At 68.0% G+C, this 19159-nt stretch carries 16 protein-coding genes, 2 tRNA genes and 1 pseudogene; 10 read left to right on the plus strand and 9 right to left on the minus strand.

Annotation, left to right across the window (positions count from 1 at the left end):
• Window positions 1-34 precede the first annotated feature (34 nt).
• The 3 genes from FVP33_RS07490 to FVP33_RS07500 are packed head-to-tail and all read left to right on the plus strand — an operon-like array spanning window position 35 to window position 2101.
• Complete coding sequence (locus FVP33_RS07490; protein WP_246142220.1) at window positions 35-379, plus strand: DUF488 domain-containing protein; 345 nt, start codon at window positions 35-37, stop codon at window positions 377-379.
• A gap of 58 nt (window positions 380-437) precedes the next feature.
• Entirely contained in the window at window positions 438-1358 is a 921-nt protein-coding gene (locus tag FVP33_RS07495; RefSeq protein WP_222706647.1) for an ABC transporter ATP-binding protein, read from the plus strand.
• On the plus strand, window positions 1355-2101 hold the full coding sequence (locus tag FVP33_RS07500) for an ABC transporter permease (RefSeq protein WP_147782978.1): 747 nt from the start codon (window positions 1355-1357) through the stop codon (window positions 2099-2101). The genes FVP33_RS07495 and FVP33_RS07500 overlap by 4 nt, the downstream gene beginning before the upstream one ends.
• Window positions 2102-2118: 17 nt before the next feature.
• Here the strand turns inward: FVP33_RS07500 and FVP33_RS07505 are convergent, their stop codons facing one another.
• Window positions 2119-3891, minus strand: coding sequence for a DEAD/DEAH box helicase (locus FVP33_RS07505; protein ID WP_147782979.1), 1773 nt, complete (start codon window positions 3889-3891; stop codon window positions 2119-2121).
• A gap of 204 nt (window positions 3892-4095) precedes the next feature.
• Between FVP33_RS07505 and FVP33_RS07510 the strand changes: the two genes are divergently transcribed.
• On the plus strand, window positions 4096-8484 hold the full coding sequence (locus tag FVP33_RS07510) for a family 78 glycoside hydrolase catalytic domain (protein WP_147782980.1): 4389 nt from the start codon (window positions 4096-4098) through the stop codon (window positions 8482-8484).
• Between the two features lie 110 nt (window positions 8485-8594).
• Here the strand turns inward: FVP33_RS07510 and FVP33_RS07515 are convergent.
• Window positions 8595-8887, minus strand: a pseudogene (locus FVP33_RS07515) (DUF1905 domain-containing protein).
• Between the two features lie 30 nt (window positions 8888-8917).
• The gene (locus tag FVP33_RS07520; RefSeq protein ID WP_147782981.1) at window positions 8918-9265 is read right to left on the minus strand and encodes a YciI family protein; all 348 of its coding nucleotides are present in this window, start codon (window positions 9263-9265) and stop codon (window positions 8918-8920) included.
• A gap of 300 nt (window positions 9266-9565) precedes the next feature.
• Here FVP33_RS07520 and FVP33_RS07525 point away from each other — a divergent pair, with 300 nt between their 5' ends.
• The gene (locus FVP33_RS07525; protein WP_187270614.1) at window positions 9566-10870 is read left to right on the plus strand and encodes an HNH endonuclease signature motif containing protein; all 1305 of its coding nucleotides are present in this window, start codon (window positions 9566-9568) and stop codon (window positions 10868-10870) included.
• 131 nt (window positions 10871-11001) lie between these two features.
• On the opposite strand, the gene FVP33_RS19965 is transcribed toward FVP33_RS07525, so the two are convergent.
• Together FVP33_RS19965 and FVP33_RS07545 are read right to left on the minus strand one after the other, a co-directional pair.
• On the minus strand, window positions 11002-11604 hold the full coding sequence (locus tag FVP33_RS19965) for a DUF3761 domain-containing protein (RefSeq protein WP_342779858.1): 603 nt from the start codon (window positions 11602-11604) through the stop codon (window positions 11002-11004).
• A 115-nt stretch (window positions 11605-11719) separates the two neighbouring features.
• Window positions 11720-11793 (minus strand) — tRNA-Gly (locus FVP33_RS07545).
• A gap of 188 nt (window positions 11794-11981) precedes the next feature.
• On the opposite strand from FVP33_RS07545, the gene FVP33_RS07550 reads away from it, so the two are divergent.
• The 3 genes from FVP33_RS07550 to FVP33_RS07560 all read left to right on the plus strand — a co-directional run bounded on the left by FVP33_RS07550 (window position 11982) and on the right by FVP33_RS07560 (window position 14508).
• Window positions 11982-12055 (plus strand) — tRNA-Pro (locus FVP33_RS07550).
• Window positions 12056-12102: 47 nt separating this feature from the next.
• Window positions 12103-13518, plus strand: coding sequence for a trigger factor (gene tig / locus FVP33_RS07555; protein ID WP_147782983.1), 1416 nt, complete (start codon window positions 12103-12105; stop codon window positions 13516-13518).
• Between the two features lie 75 nt (window positions 13519-13593).
• On the plus strand, window positions 13594-14508 hold the full coding sequence (locus tag FVP33_RS07560) for a hypothetical protein (protein WP_147782984.1): 915 nt from the start codon (window positions 13594-13596) through the stop codon (window positions 14506-14508).
• Here FVP33_RS07560 and FVP33_RS07565 read toward each other — a convergent pair.
• Complete coding sequence (locus FVP33_RS07565) at window positions 14442-15089, minus strand: amino acid deaminase (protein WP_147782985.1); 648 nt, start codon at window positions 15087-15089, stop codon at window positions 14442-14444. The genes FVP33_RS07560 and FVP33_RS07565 overlap by 67 nt on opposite strands.
• 149 nt (window positions 15090-15238) lie before the next feature.
• On the opposite strand from FVP33_RS07565, the gene FVP33_RS07570 reads away from it, so the two are divergent.
• Together FVP33_RS07570 and FVP33_RS07575 are read left to right on the plus strand one after the other, a co-directional pair.
• Window positions 15239-15838 carry an ATP-dependent Clp protease proteolytic subunit gene (locus FVP33_RS07570; protein ID WP_147782986.1) on the plus strand — a complete coding sequence of 200 codons (600 nt, stop codon included), beginning with the start codon at window positions 15239-15241 and terminating at the stop codon, window positions 15836-15838.
• A 17-nt stretch (window positions 15839-15855) separates the two neighbouring features.
• Window positions 15856-16524 (plus strand): ATP-dependent Clp protease proteolytic subunit, encoded by a 669-nt coding sequence (locus FVP33_RS07575; protein WP_147783228.1) that lies wholly within the window; start codon window positions 15856-15858, stop codon window positions 16522-16524.
• Window positions 16525-17010: 486 nt separating this feature from the next.
• Here FVP33_RS07575 and FVP33_RS07580 read toward each other — a convergent pair whose 3' ends face one another.
• From FVP33_RS07580 to FVP33_RS07590, 3 genes are all read right to left on the minus strand, one after another.
• Entirely contained in the window at window positions 17011-17604 is a 594-nt protein-coding gene (locus FVP33_RS07580) for a copper resistance CopC family protein (protein WP_147782987.1), read from the minus strand.
• A gap of 29 nt (window positions 17605-17633) precedes the next feature.
• Window positions 17634-18362, minus strand: coding sequence for a YcnI family copper-binding membrane protein (locus tag FVP33_RS07585; RefSeq protein ID WP_147782988.1), 729 nt, complete (start codon window positions 18360-18362; stop codon window positions 17634-17636).
• A gap of 103 nt (window positions 18363-18465) precedes the next feature.
• Complete coding sequence (locus FVP33_RS07590) at window positions 18466-19089, minus strand: hypothetical protein (RefSeq protein WP_147782989.1); 624 nt, start codon at window positions 19087-19089, stop codon at window positions 18466-18468.
• Between the last annotated feature and the right edge of the window lie 70 nt (window positions 19090-19159).

The raw sequence follows: 19159 nt of genomic DNA on the forward strand, positions 1-19159 counted from the left end.
GCCGGAACGGGAGGGCCCGATGACGAACCGACAGGTGACCGTCACACGAATCTATGATCCGCCGGCGGAGACGGCGGCCGCTCGCGTGCTCGTGGACCGGATCTGGCCCCGGGGGATGAGCAAGCAGCGGGCGGCCCTGACCGAGTGGTGCAAGGCCGTGGCTCCCTCGACCGAGCTTCGGCAGTGGTATTCGCACGATCCCGAGCTGTTCGACGAATTCTCCCGGCGCTACGAGGCCGAGCTTGCCGCACCGGAGCGCGCGGAGGCGCTCGACCACCTGCGGGGGCTGGCAACCGAGGGCAAGCTGGTGCTTCTCACCGCCACTCGGCGGCCCGAGATCAGCGAGGCCGCGGTGCTGGCTCGGCTGCTCAACTCCTGAGACGAGGCGGGGGACCAAAGCCACTACGGCACCGGGCCCGCGCCCCCATACTCGACGGATGAACGCGTCGCCCGAGCCCATCGTGGCGATCCGTGCGCTCACCAAGCGCTACGGGGCGGTCACGGCGGTGGACGGGCTCGACCTCGAGGTGCGACGGGGCGAGGTGTTCGGCCTGCTCGGCCCCAACGGCGCCGGCAAGACCACGACTCTCGAGTGTCTCGAGGGGCTGCGCACCGCGGATTCCGGCACGGTCCTGGTGGCGGGCCTCGACCCGCGACGGGACGAGCGCGAGCTGCGCCGGCACCTCGGTGTTCAGCTGCAGTCGACGTCGCTGCCGGACAGCATCCGGGTGGGGGAGGCGATCAGGCTCGTCTCGGCGTGGCATCGCGTTCCCTACAAGGTCGGACTCGTGGAGCGGTTCACCATCGGCGCCCTGATGCGGCGGGAATACCGGCAGTTGTCCGGCGGACAGAAGAGGCTCGTGCACCTGGTGCTCGCCCTGGTTGGGGACCCGGAGCTCCTCGTGCTCGACGAGCCCACCGCGGGGCTCGACGTTCAGGGCAGGGCCAGGCTGCACGACGAGATCCGCTCGATCAGCGAGCAGGGGGTCACCGTGCTGCTCGCCACCCACGACATGGCGGAGGCGGAGCAGCTCTGCGACCGCATCGCCATCATCGTGCGCGGACGGGTGGTGGTCTGCGGCACCCCGCAGGAGGTCACGGCGGCCGGGCATTCGGAGACGCGCATCCTGCTCCGCACGGCGAACGGCTCGCTTCTTCCCGGCTCGGACGTCGGCGCGGCCCACTTCGTGGGTGCGGAGAACGGCTATCTGGAGTGGACCAGCCGGGAGGTCGCCGAGGCGGTGACGGAGATCCTCGCCAGGGTGCAGCGGGCGGGCGACGTCGTCGACGACCTGCGGGTCGCGCGGCCCTCGCTCGAGCAGCGCTTTCTCGAGGTCGTCACGGAGGCCCAGCAATGACGGCCTTCTGGACCTCGCTGGCTATCCAGCTGAGAGTCGACCTGCGGGACCGGGGCACGCTCCTCGTGTTCTACCTCGTGCCTCTCGTGTTCTTCTTCGTCTTCGGGGGAGTGCTCGCGTCGCTGAACCCGCTGATGAAGGACACCCTCGCGGCCACGATGACGATCTTCGCCGTCACCATGGGCGCACTCCTGGGGGTGCCGGAGCCCATCGTGAAGATGCGCGAGTCAGGAACGCTGCGGGCGTATCGGGCCAACGGCATCCCGGGCTCGGCGGTGATCGGCGTGCAGGCGACGAGCGCCTTCCTTCACCTGCTGCTGGTCTCGGCGATCATCTATCTCGCTGCGCCGATCGTCTTCCAGGCCAGGCTGCCCCAGGTGCCTCTCGCGTACCTGCTCGTGCTCGTCACGTTCATCGTCGCGAGCATCGCCGTGGGGTTGCTGATCGGCGCCGTCGCTCCCAGCCAGTCCTGGGCGACGATGCTGTCGATGTTCGTCTTCCTGCCATCCCTGTTGCTGAGCGGCATCATGTTCCCCGCGACCATGCTGCCCGACGTGTTCCTCTGGATCGGCCGCGTCTTCCCGGCCACCCACGCCCTGCAGGCGTTCTACGGTTTCGCCTACCGCAGCACGACCGAGATCGACAGGACGCTGGCCCTCGGCGTCCTCGCCGGGATCGCGGTAATCGCGTTCGCGGGTGCGGTGTGGCGCTTCGGCGCGATCCGGCGAAACGAGAAGGACTGAGCCGTTCGATTCGGCCTTCAGCGCGCCGGGTCGTGACGGGGCTTGCGAGCCGGCCGATCGTCCCTGTCGTCCTGGCGGGGTGCGCCGCCCCGGTCGGGACGGATCTCGATGAGCTTGCCGCTGATCCGCGTGCCCTTCAGCCTGTCGAGCACGTCGTCCGGCAGGGATGCCGGAAGGTCGACGAGCGAGAACTCGGGGAGGATCTTGATGTGGCCGAAGTCTTCCCGGCTCAGGCCCCCCTCGTTGGCGATCGCGCCGACGATCTGGCGCGGCTCCACCTTGTGGCGCTTGCCGACCTCGATGCGATAGGTCGACATCGGTCCCGCATTGGGGCGCGCGCGGCGCTCGGTGCGGTCCGCCCGCTCCGGTCGGTCTGTGCGCTCCGGCCGGTCGCCCCACTCGGCACGCTCGGTGCGGCGCTGAGGCTTCTCCGGGGCGAGCAGCAGCGGCGTCTCGCCCTGCGCGACGACCGCGAGGGCGGCCGCCACGTCGGACTCCGGCACATCGTGGTGCTCGACGTAGTGGCCGATGATGTCACGGAACGCCGCGATGCGGTCGGCCTGGCCGAGGGCCTCGGTGATCGCATCGTCGAAGCGCGCCAGCCGAGTCACGTTCACGTCGGCGAAGGTCGGCAACTGCATCTCGGTGAGCGGCTGCCTGGTGGCGCGCTCGATGGCGGTGAGCAGCCGTCGCTCGCGCGGCGTCACGAAGCTGATGGCGGCGCCGCTGCGCCCGGCGCGCCCGGTGCGCCCGATGCGGTGCACGTACGACTCCGTGTCGATCGGGATGTCGTAGTTGACCACGTGGCTGATGCGCTCCACGTCGAGGCCGCGGGCCGCGACATCCGTGGCCACCAGGATGTCGAGCTTGCCCGACTTGAGTTGGTTGACGGTGCGCTCGCGCTGGGCCTGGGCCACGTCGCCGCTGATCGCCGCGGCCGAGTAGCCCCGGGCGCGCAGCTTCTCGGCCAGGGTCTCCGTCTCGTTCTTCGTGCGGACGAAGACGATCATCCCCTCGAAGTTCTCCACCTCGAGGATTCGGGTGAGGGCATCCACCTTCTGCGGGTAGGAGACCACCAGGTAGCGCTGGGTCGTGTTCGCGGATGTCGTGGTCTTGTTCTTGACCGTGATCTCTTCCGGGTCGTGCAGGTACTTCTTCGAGATGCGCCGGATCTGCGGCGGCATGGTGGCCGAGAAGAGCGCGACCTGCTTGTCGTCCGGGGTGTCGGCGAGAATCGTCTCGACATCCTCGGCGAAGCCCATCTTGAGCATCTCGTCGGCCTCGTCGAGCACGAGGTACTTGAGCTCGGAGAGGTCGAGGGTGCCCTTCTCGAGGTGATCCATGATGCGGCCGGGCGTGCCGACCACGATGTGCACCCCGCGTCGCAGCGCGGAGAGCTGCACTCCGTAGGCCTGGCCGCCGTACACCGGCAGCACGTGCACGCCGTGCAGGTGGGCGGCGTACTTCTCGAACGCCTCGCAGACCTGAAGGGCCAGTTCGCGGGTCGGGGCGAGCACGAGCGCCTGCGGGTTCTTCTGCGACAGGTCGAGGCGGGAGAGGATCGGCAGCGCGAAGGCGGCCGTCTTACCGGTTCCGGTCTGGGCGAGGCCAACGACGTCGCGTCCGGCGAGCAGCGGCGGGATCGTCGCGGCCTGGATGGCGGACGGGGTCTCGTACCCCACATCCTTGAGCGCCTTGAGCATCGCGTCACCCAGCCCCAGTTCGGCGAAGGTCTTCGCGTCGGGGGCGGTGTCTGCCTCGGTGGGCGTTGGGGTGTCAGCAGGCGTCATGGTTCAACGGTAACGGTTCGGGCGGGTCGGTCCGGCCTTTCCCGCCGGTCGAAGCGTGGTGACAAATTTTCACGACTATTGACAAGCCCGTCGAGGCAAAAGTAGGGTTACTCTCGTTGCGTACATGAAACGATTCAACGAATCGATCTGTAAAACTCCCGAGCAATTCGTCTTACTACCCATTCAAGGATGATTGGAACAGCGATGGCTCGCTCCCTCGGCTCGACGTCTCGAGCGCGGCACCACTTCAAAACCTCGACAGCCGCGATGTCGACGATCGCCCTCACGCTCGGCCTGCTGATGTCCAGCGCGCCGACCACGGCCGCTCACGCGGTCGAGCGGCCGGCAGTGCCCGTCACGCGGGTCGACGGGCTCCGGACCAATGGGCTGCAGGATCCCCTCGGCATCGGCGGTGCCGGCCCGACGTTGAGTTGGCTGAACGAGTCCTCCGGTCGCGGCGTCACCCAGATCGCGTACGAAGTCCGCGTCTCCGGTTCCGAATCCGCCCTCGCGAAGGCGGACGTCTGGTCCTCGGGAAAGGTCGTCTCGGGCGAGCAACTCAACGTCGCGTACGCCGGCCCCGCCCTCGCCTCGCAAACCCGATACTGGTGGCAGGTGCGCATCTGGGACAACAGCGGCAAGGCCACGGGATGGGCGAAACCCGCGTGGTTCGAGACCGGCATCCTCACGCCCACCGAGTGGAGCGGGAAGTGGATCGGCGGAACCGACACCGCCGCGGCGACCCGAGCGAAGTGGCATAACTACACCGTCAGCGTCGACTTCCACATGGACAACCTGGTGCTGGGTGTCTATGCGCGCGCCGCGGACCTCAACAACGCCTACCTGTGGCAGCTCTCCGTGGCTGACGGCACCCCGCGGTTTCGTCCGCACGTGAAGCAGAACGGCGGCTTCACCCTGTTGGACAACAAGGACATCTCGTCGGTGATCTCCAAGGACGCGCTCCTCACCGGGCGGCATACCTTCAGCATTACCTTCGACGGCTCCACCATCATCTCCTCGATCGACGGAACCGAAATCGACCGTCGCACCGACACCACCTTCACTGAGGGCTATGTCGGATTCCGCCAGAGCGCCGCCGCGGAGGGTCCGGAGCAGTCCACCATCTATGCCGTCACTGTTGTTTCTCCGACCAGTGGCACCCTGCTCGACACCACCTTCGCCGACGGCAAGAATCCGTTCAGCGACGGCAAGATCGTCAACGGCGCCTACCAGGCGTTCTCGCCGCTCGAGTCGATCTTCACGGTGGAGGCCAGCCAGCCTCTGCTGCGTAAGGACTTCACCGTGGCGAAGCACGTCACCGCGGCCCGCGTGTACGCCTCCGCCCTCGGTGTCTACGAACTGAGCATCAACGGCGCCAGGGTCGGTGACGAGAGCCTTGCTCCCGGCTGGACCGACTACTCCAAACGGATCGATTACCAGACCTACGACGTGACCGCGCTCGTTCAGAAGGGCGCGAACACCATCGCGGCGATGATCGCCAATGGCTGGTATTCCGGGAACATCGCGAGCTTCGGCCCCCACCACTACGGAACGACGCCCGCCCTGATCGCCCAGCTGCGCATCGACTTCTCCGATGGAACGCACCAGTGGGTCGCCACGGACGACAGTTGGAAGAGCACGAAGGGCCCGCTGGTCTCCTCGGACATCATCGACGGTGAGAACTACGACGCCCGGCAGTTGCCGGTCAATTGGAGCTCGCCGAAGGGATCGACGGCGTCCTGGACCCCCGTCGACGTCGGCAGCGACGCTGCGACGGCGCTCCTCGAGCCGCAGAGCGACGAGCCGGTCCGCGTCACGGCGAAGCGCCCGGCGACCCTGCTGGCGAAGCAGCCCACGAACGGCGCCTGGTTGTACGACATGAAGCAGAACATGGTGGGAGTGATGTCGCTGAAGCTCACCGGCGTCGCCGGGCAGAAGGTGCGCATCCGGTACGGCGAAATGCTGAACCCGGACGGCACGCTGTACACGGCGAACCTGCGTTCCGCGAAGGCCACGGACTACTACACGTTCGCCACCACCGGCACCGAGGACTACGTGCCCAAATTCACCTATCACGGCTTCCGGTTCGTGGAGGTCACCGGGCTGGCGACGGCACCGGCAGCCTCGAACCTCACCGGTCTTGTGCTCGGGACCGACCTGCAAAAGACGGGCACGCTGACCACCTCGAACGCGATGCTCAACCAGCTTCAGAGCAACATCACCTGGGGGCAGCGAGGCAACTTCCTCTCCATCCCCACCGACACGCCCGCCCGCGATGAGCGGCTCGGATGGATGGGTGACATCAACGTCTTCGCCCCGACCGCGAGCTACAACTCGGGCACCCTGTCCTTCCTGTCGAAATGGCTGCAGGACGTGCGTGACTCGCAGCATGCCGACGGGGACTACCCGGGGGTCGCGCCCGACCCCATCGGAATCGGAGGAGGCAGCGGTTGGGCGGATGCCGGAATCACCGTTCCGAACACCCTCTGGACCGCCTACGGCGACACCGGTGTCATCCGGGAAGGCTGGGCCTCCATGAAGAAATTCATGGACTACGTCCAGGGCCAATCGGGCGCGAGCCTGATCCGCACCCAGGGTGGCTATGGCGACTGGCTCAACCTCGATGATCCCACCGACCAGAGCCTCATCGGCACCGCGTACTTCGCCTCCGACGCCCGCATGATGAGCCAGATGGCATCGGCGATCGGTGAGACCGCGGACGCCGCGCGCTACGCGCAGCTGGAGAAGGACGTAACCGCGTCCTTCCTCTCGCACTACCTCTCAGCGGACGGCACGATGGCCGGTAACAGTCAGACCGCCTATGCGCTCTCCATCGGGCTCGGACTCGTTCCGGCCGACCGTCTCGCTCAGGTCGGTGACAGGTTCGTGGCCAGAGTGGCCGCGAAGAACTATCACCTGTCGACCGGTTTCATCGGCACTCCCTGGCTGCTGCCGGCACTCACGGCCACGGGCCACAGCGACGTCGCCTACCGACTTCTTCTCAACAAGGACTACCCGTCCTGGGGCTACGAGGTCGCCTCCGGCGCAACGACGATGTGGGAGCGGTGGGATTCGCTCAAACCGGACGGGACATTCGGCGACGTCGGGATGAACTCGTTCAACCACTACGCCTATGGTGCCGTCGGAAACTGGATGTACCAGAACATCGGCGGGATCTCGTCGGCCAGCGCCGGATACAAGACCAGCGTGATCGCTCCGAACGTCGGCGGTGGGCTCACCACGGGTGCGGGAAGCTTCGACTCCGTCTACGGCACAGTCGCCTCGAACTGGGCGGTGACCTCCGAGGGTATGACCCTCGACGCGACGGTTCCGATGAACACCACCTCCACCATCCGGATCCCCGCCATCAGCCGGTGGGCGGTAACCGAAGGAGGTCGCCCGCTTGATTCCGTCGCGGGAGTGACGAAGGTCAGCGAGGCGAATGGAATCGTCGAAATCAGCGTGGGGTCGGGGGAGTATCACTTCACGTCGTCACCGGCCAACGTCGGTCTGACCGTGCAGGTGACCGGGGTGAAGTCGGCTCTTCCCGGATCGACCGTGGCCGGCGTCGTGCAGCTGACCAACACGGGTCGGTCGATCGTCGCGCCGGCACGGGTCGACCTCGCGTTGAACGCGGGCCTGACGGCCGCGCCGGCGGTGTTCGACGTCGCATCGCTGCGGCCGGGCGAGAGCCGAAGCATCCCGTTCACTGTGAAGATCCCGCTCACTGTGGCGGCGGGTCCCCTCACTGCGACCGCCACGGTGACGTTCACGCCGTCGAGGGGTGAGCCGCGCTCGTTCACCGTGTCGAGTACCCTGGCCACCATCGAGCCGGCGATCACGGTGACGTCTGCCACCCGCGCCACCGGCGCCGGGGACCCCGCAGCGAGCGCGGTCGTCACCACCGCGATCGCCAACACCGCGGCGGCGCCGATTACCGGACGACTCGTCGTGGAGTCACCGACCGACTGGCAACAGCCGGCCACCGGACCCGATATTACGATCGCGCCCGGGGCCACCGCCACGGTGCTGACGACCGTGCCGATTCCTCTCAGCATCACGGCCGGTGATTTCACGTTGGCGGTGCGGTTCGTGTCGGAGGGTTCTGTGCTGGCCACCACATCGGCGCCACTGACGGTCTCGCTCGCGACTCCGCCTGCGACGTTCACCGATCACGTCGACTTCGGTGAGGCGTCTTCGGAGGCTGTTCACGCGGTCACGGGCTCGCCCTCCAGCGGCACGTCGGTCGAGGCGGGGCTCACTCGCCGGTACTCGGGGGTGACCAGTCCCGGTTCCTACTTCGAGTTCACCGGCGCCGTCATTCCCGGTAAGCCCTTCATCCTCCGTGCGATCGAGACCTACGACCGAGCGCAGACCAAGGACTACGAGATCAGCGTCAATGGCACGAGAGTGGCGACCCGGGTCTACGAACGCACGGCGGGGGGACCGGGCACGGAGACGTACCAGATCCTGATCCCCGACGACGGTACTCTCACGAGCACCGGCGCGGTCACGATCCGGCTGACGTACACGGGTGTCGCGGGACACTATGACCCATCCATCGCCGACGCCTGGCTCATCCAGGCGCCGTAGGCGGCACCCCAGAGTCCCGTGGCCCGGGTGTTTCACGCACCGACCCGGCGCCGCGGTTCGCGGGCGCCTCCGCGCAGTCGGGGAACACCCGGGGCAGCCGCACGAGGGACCTACGGGGATATGACATCCAGAGTGAGCGTCACCTCGACCCGATCGCCCACGTCGAGACCCTCCGCCTCCTGCACGACCTTCTTCACCGGCACGATGTATCCGCCGTCCTTCGGCCACACGTGGTCGTCTCGGTGCTGCCGATGCGCACGGTGACGGGAATCATGCCCCAGCCGTAGGTCACGAGCGGCGCGACCTCGGCGATCGCGGCGCTCGCGTCGACCGGCACGGTGACGAAGTGGAACGGCGCGGGTCCACGCCAATACCAGAGTTCGCCGCTGAAGTGCAGGTCCACGCGCTCAGGATAGTGGGGCGCCGTCGGCCGTCATCCGCCGACCTGGCGCACCTCGATCGGCGCGAATCGGCTCTCGTAGAGCCGTGCTGCGATCGCGCAGGCCCGATCGATGTCTGCACAGTCGAGGAGGTAATACCCGGAGGCGAAGTCGTCACCGTCGTGGAGCGGCCCGTCCACGGCCGAGGGGATGCCGCGGTCGGTGCGGACGATGCGGGCGCCCTGCGGGGTCACGTTGAGCTCGTCGCACTCGAGGAATTCGCCGGTCTTCCTCAGCTCGGCGATGAGCTCTCCATGGGTCCTCTCGTTGTCGGACCAGTCCTCCGGCGTGAGTGCGGCCCACGCGTCGCGGTTACCACCGATGAGCAACAGGAACTTCATACCGGAATCTCCTCATTCGTGCGTGGTGCCCAGTCTGGTCGCCGCGGAGGGCTACGGCTATGGGGGTCTCGACTCAGTTCTCGGCTTTGCTGGATGTGCGGCCCACTGTGCGTCGGACTCTGAGTCGGGGCGCGGTCGGTGCTACACCAGCTTTCGACCCAGTTTTCGGCGCTGCTTTCACCCCGGCTTTCACCCCGGTTTGCACCCCGGTTTGCACCCCGCTTTGCACCCGTCTTTGCACCCGGCTTTCACCCGTCGAAGCGGGCTCGGAATGTCGGTGGCATGGTGTTGAGTGGGGTCATGGAAACCACCGCGACGGCAGCCTCCGGGCTCGATCACGGGCCACGGGCCAGCGTTCTCACTCCGTCGCTCGCCGCGAGTTTTCTCGACACCATGGGCGAGCTTATCGACGACGTCGTCGAGGCCGATCGCGCAGCCGCGCGGGCCGCCGCCAACCGGGCCGCCCTCATCGACCAGGCACGAAGCTGGAGCGAGGCCACTGCCTCCCTGATGCCGTCCGACACGTCCCAGGTGCGCCCCTGGAGCGACGCCCACGTCGCCCGGCGCTCCCTCGTGAGCGAGCTGGCGGCCGCCCTGCGCCTGCCGGAGCGCACTATCGAGACTCTCATCGAAGAGAGCCGCTCCCTTCTCCGTGAGCTGCCTGCCACGATGGCCGCTCTCTCGGACGGTGACATCAGCTACCGCCACGCCCAGGTGATGATCGAGCACGCGACCTCCCTGCCGGCGGACGCGCGCCGCGCATTCGAGAAGGCCGCGCTGCCGTTCGCCCTCACCCTCACCGCGAGCCGCTTCGACCACCGGGCCCGGGTGTTGCGCGAGCGGGAACATCCGGAATCCGTCGAGGTGCGCCACGACAGCTGCCGCGACAAGCGCGAGATCTCGCTCGATCCGGCCCGGGATGGCATGGCCTGGCTCACCGCGTACCTCCCGGCGGCAAGCGCTGAGGCCATCTACCACCGGGTGACGGATGTCGCGGCCGCCCTTCAGTCTCCCGACGAGCCGCGAACCCTCACCCAGTTGAGGGCGGATGTCTTCTGCGACCTGCTCATCGACGGCCAGACCGACGCCGGGCACCCGACCCAGCCGAACCTCGGCTCCGGCATCCGCGCTCGAGTGCTCGTCACGGTGCCGGTGCTCACCCTCCTCGGCCGCGGCACCGAGCCGGCCGTGCTCGAGGGCTACGGTCCGATCGACATCGACGCCGCCCGCGAGCTCGCCGCAGGCGCCCCCGGTTTCGTCCGAATCCTCACCCACCCCGAGACCGGCGCGGTGCTCTCGCTCGGTCGCGATCGCTACGCGATTCCCCCGGACCTTCGCGCCTGGCTTCGCATGCGGGATGAAACCTGCCGTGCTCCAGGATGCGGCGCCGCCGCCCGACGTTGCGATCTCGACCATACGAAGGACCGGCAATTCGCCGGTCCGACGAACCACGACAATCTCGCGCACCTCTGCCCGAAGCATCACGACCAGAAGCATCACACCGCGTGGACTGTCGAGCACATCGGCGATGGCGACCTCGAGTGGACCTCGCCCACCGGGCACCACTACGTGACGGAGCCGGCAACCCGCGTGGCGGCGCGCTGACCGAACGGCGTCGCCGGGTGGACTCCGACTAGTGGTCTCCGACTAGTGGACGAAGCCAAGTCTCCAACTGCCAAGTCTCCAACTGCCAACTCTCCAACTGCCAACTCTCCAACTGGTTTAGGGGCGGCGGGCTACTTGTACCAGACCGCTACGCCGCCGTGATGCGAACAGGCGCCCTGATGGTGTGCGGCGAAGGAGAGGCTTCCGTCATTGCAGAGGGCGGTCGCGCCACCTCCCGGCACAACGGGTGCTGGGGCCGGCACGGCAGGTGCAGGAGCTGGGGCCGGTGCAGCAGGTGCTGGAGCGGGGGCCGCCGCTACTGGTGCCGGCGGCGGCGCGGGCTGGGCGACAGTCAGAGTCACGGTGGATCCGACATCGGTAGTTGCACCTGCGGCCACCGACTGGCTCGTCACTGTCCAGCCGGTGGAGTCCGAAACGGCCGTGCCTGCTGCGTCCTGTGTGACGACTACGAATCCGGCCGCGGCGAGCGTGGAGGCAGCGACCTCGCCCGCCTGGTTCAAGACACTCGGGACGGTGGCAGTTGGCACAGCTGGGACTGGCGACGTTGGCGCTGAAGCCACCGAATCTGAGCGGCTGGACGACGAATCCGACCCTGTGTGGTGCGTCGGTTGGGCCGAGCATCCGCTGAGCCCGGTGAACAGGACGGCGGCGAAGATAATGGCAACGGCGCGCTTCATTGCGGTTCCTCGGGTTGTCCGGTTGCCGGGATGCATTCACCGGCGATTCGAAGCCTGCCGGGCGCGAGCAGGGTCCACAACCCCGCGTTGGGGTTACATGATTTATCGTCGGCATCCGCCCTGAGGCGGTGCTGGTCGAGAGCCTGTTACGTGGAGGGGATGACGGGAATCGAACCCGCGCCATCAGTTTGGAAAACTGAGGCTCTACCATTGAGCTACATCCCCGTGGCAGCCGGCCGTGGGCCGATCGCGCGGTAGCCAGCCTAATACATGGCGCGGGCGCCTCGCGCAATCGAGCGCACGGCGCACGCGGCAGACAGTGCGCTAGGCTTGCCGAGGCTTATTTTCGGAAAACGTCTCGCGACATCCGCCGATCTGTCCTCGGGGTGAACGTACCTCACAACACTGAAGTCCGGGGCGTAGCTCAGCTTGGTAGAGCGCTCGGTTTGGGACCGAGAGGCCGCAGGTTCGAATCCTGTCGCCCCGACAACACCCACGTACACCACGAAGCACAGAAATTCAGGAGATCCCATCGTGAAGACCACGGTTGACAAGCTGAGCCCCACGCGCGTGAAGCTGAGCATTTCGGTTACCCCCGACGAGCTGAAGCCCAGCATCGATCACGCGTACAGCCACATCGCGGAGTCCGTCAACATCCCGGGCTTCCGCAAGGGCAAGGTTCCGCCGCCCATCATCGACCAGCGCGTCGGCCGCGACGAGGTGCTCAACCACGCCGTGAGCGACGGGCTCGACAAGTTCTACCGCCAGGCGATCGAAGAGCAGAAGATCCGCCCGCTCGGCCGTCCGGAGGCCGACATCACCGAGCTCCCCGACGTGAAGGACTTCAGCGGAGAGCTCAAGGTCGTCGTCGAGGTTGACGTGCGTCCGGACTTCGACCTGCCGAACCTCGAGGGCCTCGTGCTCACCGTCGACCCGATCGAGGTGACGGATGAGGAGGTCGAGACCGAACTGCAGAGCCTTCTCGCCCGCTTCGGCACGCTCATCACCGTGGACCGCCCGGCGGCCACCGGGGACTTCGCCCAGATCGACCTCGTCGCCACCATCGGCGGCAACGAGGTGGACACGGCCAACGCGATCTCCTACGAGGTCGGCTCCGGCGACCTCATCGACGGCATCGACGAGGCTCTCGACGGCCTGAGCGCCGGCGAGACCACGGTCTTCGAGTCCAAGCTTCTCGGCGGCGACAACGAGGGGGAGTCGGCCGAGATCACGGTCAAGCTCCTCGCCGTGAAGGAGCGCGAGCTTCCCACCGCCGACGATGACTTCGCCCAGATCGCCAGCCAGTTCGACACCATCGACGAGCTCAAGGCGGACATCCGCGAGCAGGTCAAGAAGTCGAAGGTGTTCGGGCAGGGCACGCAGGCCCGCGATCAGGTCGTGGACACGCTGCTCGAGTCCCTCGAGATCCCGGTTCCGCCGCAGCTCGTGCTCGACGAGGTGCACCGCCACCTCGAGAACGAGAGCCGCCTCGAAGACGACGTGCACCGCGCCGAGGTCACCGAGTCGAGCGAGAAGACGTTCCGCACCCAGATTCTGCTCGACTCCATCGCCGAGGCCGAAGGGGTGAAGGTGAGCCAGGACGAGCTCACCCAGTACCTCGTGCAGGGCGCAGCCCAGTACAACATGGAGCCCGGCGAGTTCATCAAGGTGCTCGACTCGAACGGCCAGATCCCCGGCATGATCGGCGAGGTCGCCCGGGGCAAGGCGCTCGCCATCGTGCTCTCCAAGGCGAAGGTCGTCGACTCGAACGGCGCCGAGGTCGACATGTCCGGCTTCACCGCCGCGGTTCTCGACGACTCGGATGATGAGGACTTCGTCGAGGCGAGCGCCGGCACGGACGCCGGCCACGAGGGTCACGACCACGGCGGCGCCAAGGACAGCCACGGCCGTTCCGCCAACAACGAGCACTACGGGCACGACCACAAGTAGCTGGCAGCACGCACGCACCATCCAGGCGTTCGACGGCGATCGCATCTATCGCCGTCGAACTCCCGGAGGTTATCCATGCTCGATCTCGGTCTGCTCTTCGACGTGGACGGCCCGCTCGCGAGCCCGGTGAGCCGCAGCATCCGCATCCCGAGCATCCTCGACGACCTCGTCGCGCTCACTGCGGCCGGCGTGCCGATCGCCTTCATCACCGGCAGGTCGGACAGCTTCATCCGGGACAGCGTGATCGCGCCCCTGATGGATGTCGGCCTCGCCGCCGCGCTGGACACCCCGGGCGCGCGGATGTTCGGAGTGTTCGAGAAGGGCGGCTCCTGGGCGCCCATCACGACCGCGGGCCTGGGCGAGGTCACAGTGGACGAGAGCGTCGCGCTGCCGGCATCCATCGTCGACGGCGTGCGCGCCCTGGTGGCCGACGGTTTCGCCGACACGATGTTCTTCGACGAGTCGAAGCTCGCGATGATCTCGGTTGAGCAGCGAACCGACGTGTCGACCGAGGCCTACCTGCGCGCCCAGTCGGCGTTCAACGACTCCGCCTTCGACCTCGTGGCTGCGGCGGGACTCGGGGTGAGGCTCGGTGAGCGGTCCGCTCCGGATGCCGCGGGCAATGTCCCCTTCCGCCTCGACTCCACGATCATCTCCACCGACATCGAGTCGGTGCTGCTCGACAAGGATCGCGGCGCCTCCCGGGCCCTCGACTACTTCGCGGGGCTCGGCGCCCTGCCCACCGTCTGGCGGTCGATCGGGGACTCCCGCAGCGACTACCTCATGGCCGACCATCTGCACGGGGCGGGCTTCGACGTGGCGCACGTGGACGTGCGCCCGGCCGACGGAATCCTCGAGCGTCCGTACCGCGTGATCGTGGAGGGTGACTTAATCCACGACGAGGCGGGCGCGGCATTCCTCGGCTATTGGGTGCGCAGGCTCGACGCGAGCGGCGACCGCGGCGCCAGGGTCGACGTCGCGGCGTTGTAGCGCAGTCGCGGTTGCTGCTCGGCGAGGGCACGCAGGAACGAGTCGGGCGCCGCGGACAGCGGGAAGGCCGTGACCGCGCGCATCCGTCCGCCCTCCGCGATTCCGTAGAGCAGCGCGGCGGCGTGAGCGCCGCCCACGACGACGGTACGCACCGTGGCCCGCCCGTCCATGCTCTGCTGGTCGAGCACGGCCAGGGCGTCGACCGGCGGCTCGGCGAGGCGGGGGAGCACCGCGGCGGTCACCCGGGAGAGCAGGGTGCCGATGCCTGGACCGTCCGGCAGGAACGCGTCGGCCGGGAGCCCGAGCGTGCGGGCGAGAGTTCCGTCGAGCCAGCGCGCGCCCTTGGAACCGTACGGCGTGTCCACTGTCGACAGCAGGTAGCCGTAGACGTGCAGCAGGCCCGCGTTGCCGATCGGCCAGGCGGCGTCCAAGCCGGCCAGGTCGTGCAGGCGCTCGAACTGGTCCCGGGGGATCACCGGGGCGTCGAGATTCTCGTCGATCACCGTCGACAGGCCCCAGTCGTCGAAGGCCCCGGCCGCGGCATCCGTCCTCACCTGCTGGTCCATCGTCCGCTGCGGCATCCGTCCATCGTAGGGACGAGCCGCCCCCCGTGCGCGGCCCAACGGACGCGCGGTCCCACTCCGCGCTCTGCCCACGGCGAACAGAGCGATTCTGGCGCGTTGGCTCCGATAGATTCGTCAACAAGCGATAACTGAAACGGAGCGCAACAATGGCCCAACCGGCATTGGTCTCGAGCATTTTCGACCAACTCCTCAAGGACCGCATCATCTGGCTTGGCTCAGAGGTGCGTGACGACAACGCCAACGAGATCTGCGCGAAGATCCTCCTGCTCGCCGCAGAGGACCCGAAGCGTGACATCTTCCTGTACATCAACTCCCCGGGTGGCTCGATCACCGCGGGAATGGCCATCTACGACACGATGAAGTTCGTGCCGAACGACATCGTCACCGTCGGCATCGGCATGGCGGCATCGATGGGGCAGTTCCTGCTCTCGTCCGGCACGAAGGGCAAGCGCTACATCACCCCGAACGCCCGCGTCCTTCTCCACCAGCCGTCCGGCGGATTCGGTGGAACGGCGGCCGACATCCAGACGCAGGCCAACCTCATCCTCGACATGAAGAAGCGGATGGCGGAGCTCACGGCGGAGCAGACCGGCAAGACGGTCGAGCAGGTAATCATCGACGGCGACCGTGACAACTGGTTCACGGCGAAGCAGGCACTCGAGTACGGGTTCGTGGATCACCTCCGGGAGTTCGCTTCCGAGGTCATCGGCGGCGGCGGCACCGACGACTCCGTGACAACGAAGTAGGGATGGACAGAACAGACATGGAATTCACCAACTTTGGTCAACAGGCCGGCGGCATCGCGCCGACGGCGGAGGCTCGCTACATCCTCCCGACCTTCGAGGAGCGCACGGCCTACGGCTACAAGCGCCAGGACCCGTACGCGAAGCTGTTCGAGGACCGCATCATCTTCCTCGGCGTGCAGATCGACGACGCCTCGGCGGATGACGTGATGGCCCAGCTGCTCGTGCTCGAGAGCCAGGACCCGGACCGCGACATCGTGATGTACATCAACTCGCCCGGTGGCTCGTTCACCGCGATGACGGCGATCTACGACACGATGCAGTACGTGCGCCCGCAGATCCAGACCGTGGTGCTCGGCCAGGCGGCCTCCGCCGCCGCGGTGATCCTCGCGGCCGGCACGCCCGGCAAGCGGCTCGCCCTGCCGAACGCCCGCATCCTGATCCACCAGCCGTCCACGGGCGACTCGGGCCGCGGACAGGCGTCGGACATCGAGATCCAGGCCCGCGAGATCCAGCGCATGCGCGAATGGCTCGAGGAGACGCTCTCGCGCCACTCCAACCGCACGATGGAGCAGGTGAACAAGGACATCGACCGCGACAACATCCTGAGCGGCGAGGAGGCCCTCGCCTACGGTCTCGTCGACCAGGTGCTCACCTCGCGCAAGAACATCCCGGCGATCACCAAGTAGTTCGCTTCACGAAGGGCCCCCGGTTCGCGCCGGGGGCCCTTTTTGTGTGCGCGCCGAGGGTGGCGAGCCCGCGCAAGGTCCCTTCCTGCGCCGAGCTTTTCGCGGCGGGGGAAATTCGGTCCTTTCAGCGTTCGCCGGCGCGGAGACGGTGCGCCCTGGATCTCGCGGCGGGGGAAACAGCGTGGCGGCAGGGGAAACGGGCGGGCGGATTCTGCCGCGGCGGGGAAAAGTCCTCGTGGCGGGGGTTGCGCCTCCCTCCGCGAGGTCGTTTCCCCGCCGCGAGGCGGCGCAACTCCCGCCGCGACGCAGAGCCGCGACGCAGAGCCGCGAGGCGGCGCAACTCCCGCCGCGACGCAGAGCCGCGACGCAGAGTCGCGAGGCGGCGCAACTCCCGCCGCGACGCAGAGCCGCGACGCAGAGTCGCCCGGCCGCGCGCCCGACCCGCCACGCCGAGCCGCGCAGCTCGAGCCGCCCGCCGTTGGACGCTCAGGCCTTGGGCCCCGGCTTCCGGCGACTCGTGGCCAGCACGGTCACGATCACCGCCGCGCCCACCGCGAGCACGGCCCCACCGATCCAGAGCACCGCCTGGAGGGTGCCCTCGTCGACCGAGGCCGCCCGGCTGGCGCCGATCGGAGCACCCGTGCCATTGGGCTTGAGCTTTCCGTGGCAGTCCGGCACCTTCGCGCTGCCCGGGCTCGGGGTGAATCCGGCCGGCGGCTGCCAGGTGAACTCGAACGAGTCGGACACCGTGTGCGCGTCGGTGGAGATGGCCTGCCAGGTGATCGTGTACCTGCCGGCCGCCCCGAGCGCGGCATCGGTGGCGAGCGTTGGCCCGTCCACCGAGACGCAACCGTCGCCGTAGTAGCGGCCGGCGGAATCCCGAACCTGCAGCGCGAACCCGGCATCGTTGCCCTCGATGTCGAGCAGCGTGCCGTTCGTCGTCACCGAGAACTTCGGCGGCAGTTCGGTGAGCGTCTCATTCGCCGTGGGCGTCGTCGCGATCGGGTAGTTGTGCGCCTGAGCGGGAGCGGCGATGCCGAGAACCGCGCCAACGGCGACGAGCGTTCCGAACCCGGCCATCGCAATCCGCAAGATCGGGGCGCGCACGCTCAGTTCGCCGCCCTGCGTCGAGAGAACACCACGGCGAGCACGATGCCGACCGCCCCGACGACCAGGCCGGAGACGCCCAGACCGCGCGCGATCGGGTCACTCGCGGCCGCCGTGGTTCCGGCGCCGCCGTGCTCCGCCGTGGTGGCCGCCGTCACCTCGGCGTCCGCGTCGTGGCTCGCGACCGGTGTGTCCGTCACATAGAGCACCGGGGCCGGCTTCTCCGCATCCGCGCCCTTCTCGCTCCATTTCACGACCGTGCCGTCGCTGTAGGTCTGGGTCGCGGGCAGCAGGATCCGGCCGGTGTCGGGCACCGGGCCCACGGAGAGCGAGAGCAACTGCAGCTGGCCGTCCTCGATGGCGTTCCCGGCCTGCGCGGTCCAGACCACCTTCGTCACCGCCTTGGTCACCTCGCCGCCGTCCACCTTCACGGGCTTCGGCAGCGTCTCGGTGACGAGCTCGACATCCCAGCCGGCCACCGGCACGTAGCTCACGCTCGCGAACGGCGTCGCCGTGGGGAGGTCGACCTCCACCGTGTCGGTGCTGGCCGTGGCGGACTCGTTGGGGATCTTGAAGGTGATGAGGGCGTAGCTGCCGGGCTCGGCGGTGTACGGAGTGACGCTCACGTGGGCGTTCGCCGCGAGGGGGGCGGCGATGGCGAAAATGGCGCCGGCGCCGACGGCGACGGCGCTGGTGAGAACGGATCTAGACAGGATGGTGCGCTTCTTCATTTTCTTCCTCAGCAATGAATGAGATCGGCGGAACGATGGTCGCCCAGCGGCGTCGTCATCGGATGTTCGGAGCCGATCTCGAGAATGATTGTTACGGGGATGTTCAGATCGCCGCGAGCGCGGGCGGTCCCCGATGCGAGAGTGAGGAGAAGACGAGGTCGACCGGTCTCGGAACGATGGCTCGCTCGGTGGCGACCGTGCTGGCGAGGGGATCCGGCGAACGCACGGCGACGGGGCGGGCGACGAGGCTCCAGACGGCGCTCACGCACAGCCGCGCGAGGTCGAAGAGTCCCCAGAAGGCGCGCTCGCCCCGGCGGATGGCCACGATCGTCAGCACGGCGGCGATGGCGTGTCCGAGCCACATCGTGGCATCCGGGCCGACGACCGCCTGGCCGGCGGGCAGGTCGGCGATTTGGGCGGCCATCTGTGCGGCCGAGTGCTGCATTCCGGCCGATCCGACGCCGGGCGGGAGGGTCGCCTCACCCAGCAGGCTGAAGGCGCCGTGGAAGGCGAACTGGCTCACCGCGACGGCGGCCGTGAGCCTCACGCGGGAGAGTGTCTTGCCGGCGAGCGCGACGCAGACGAGACCCGAGAAGGCGAGGGAGAGGGCGATCGCCACGGCGCTCGGCATGCCGCCTCCCGCGATCGCGTGGGAGCAGAGGGCGGTGAAGGTGGCCACGAGCGCGGCCAGCCAGCCTCGGGCGAACCGTGCCCATCTGGTGGTCATCGTCTCTCCCGTTCTGGTCTGTGCGCCGCGGGAAAAGTCTAGGGCGGATGCCTCCCGGTTTCCGCCGCGG

The organism is Lacisediminihabitans profunda (assembly GCF_008040105.1).
GTDB lineage: Bacteria > Actinomycetota > Actinomycetes > Actinomycetales > Microbacteriaceae > Lacisediminihabitans > Lacisediminihabitans profunda.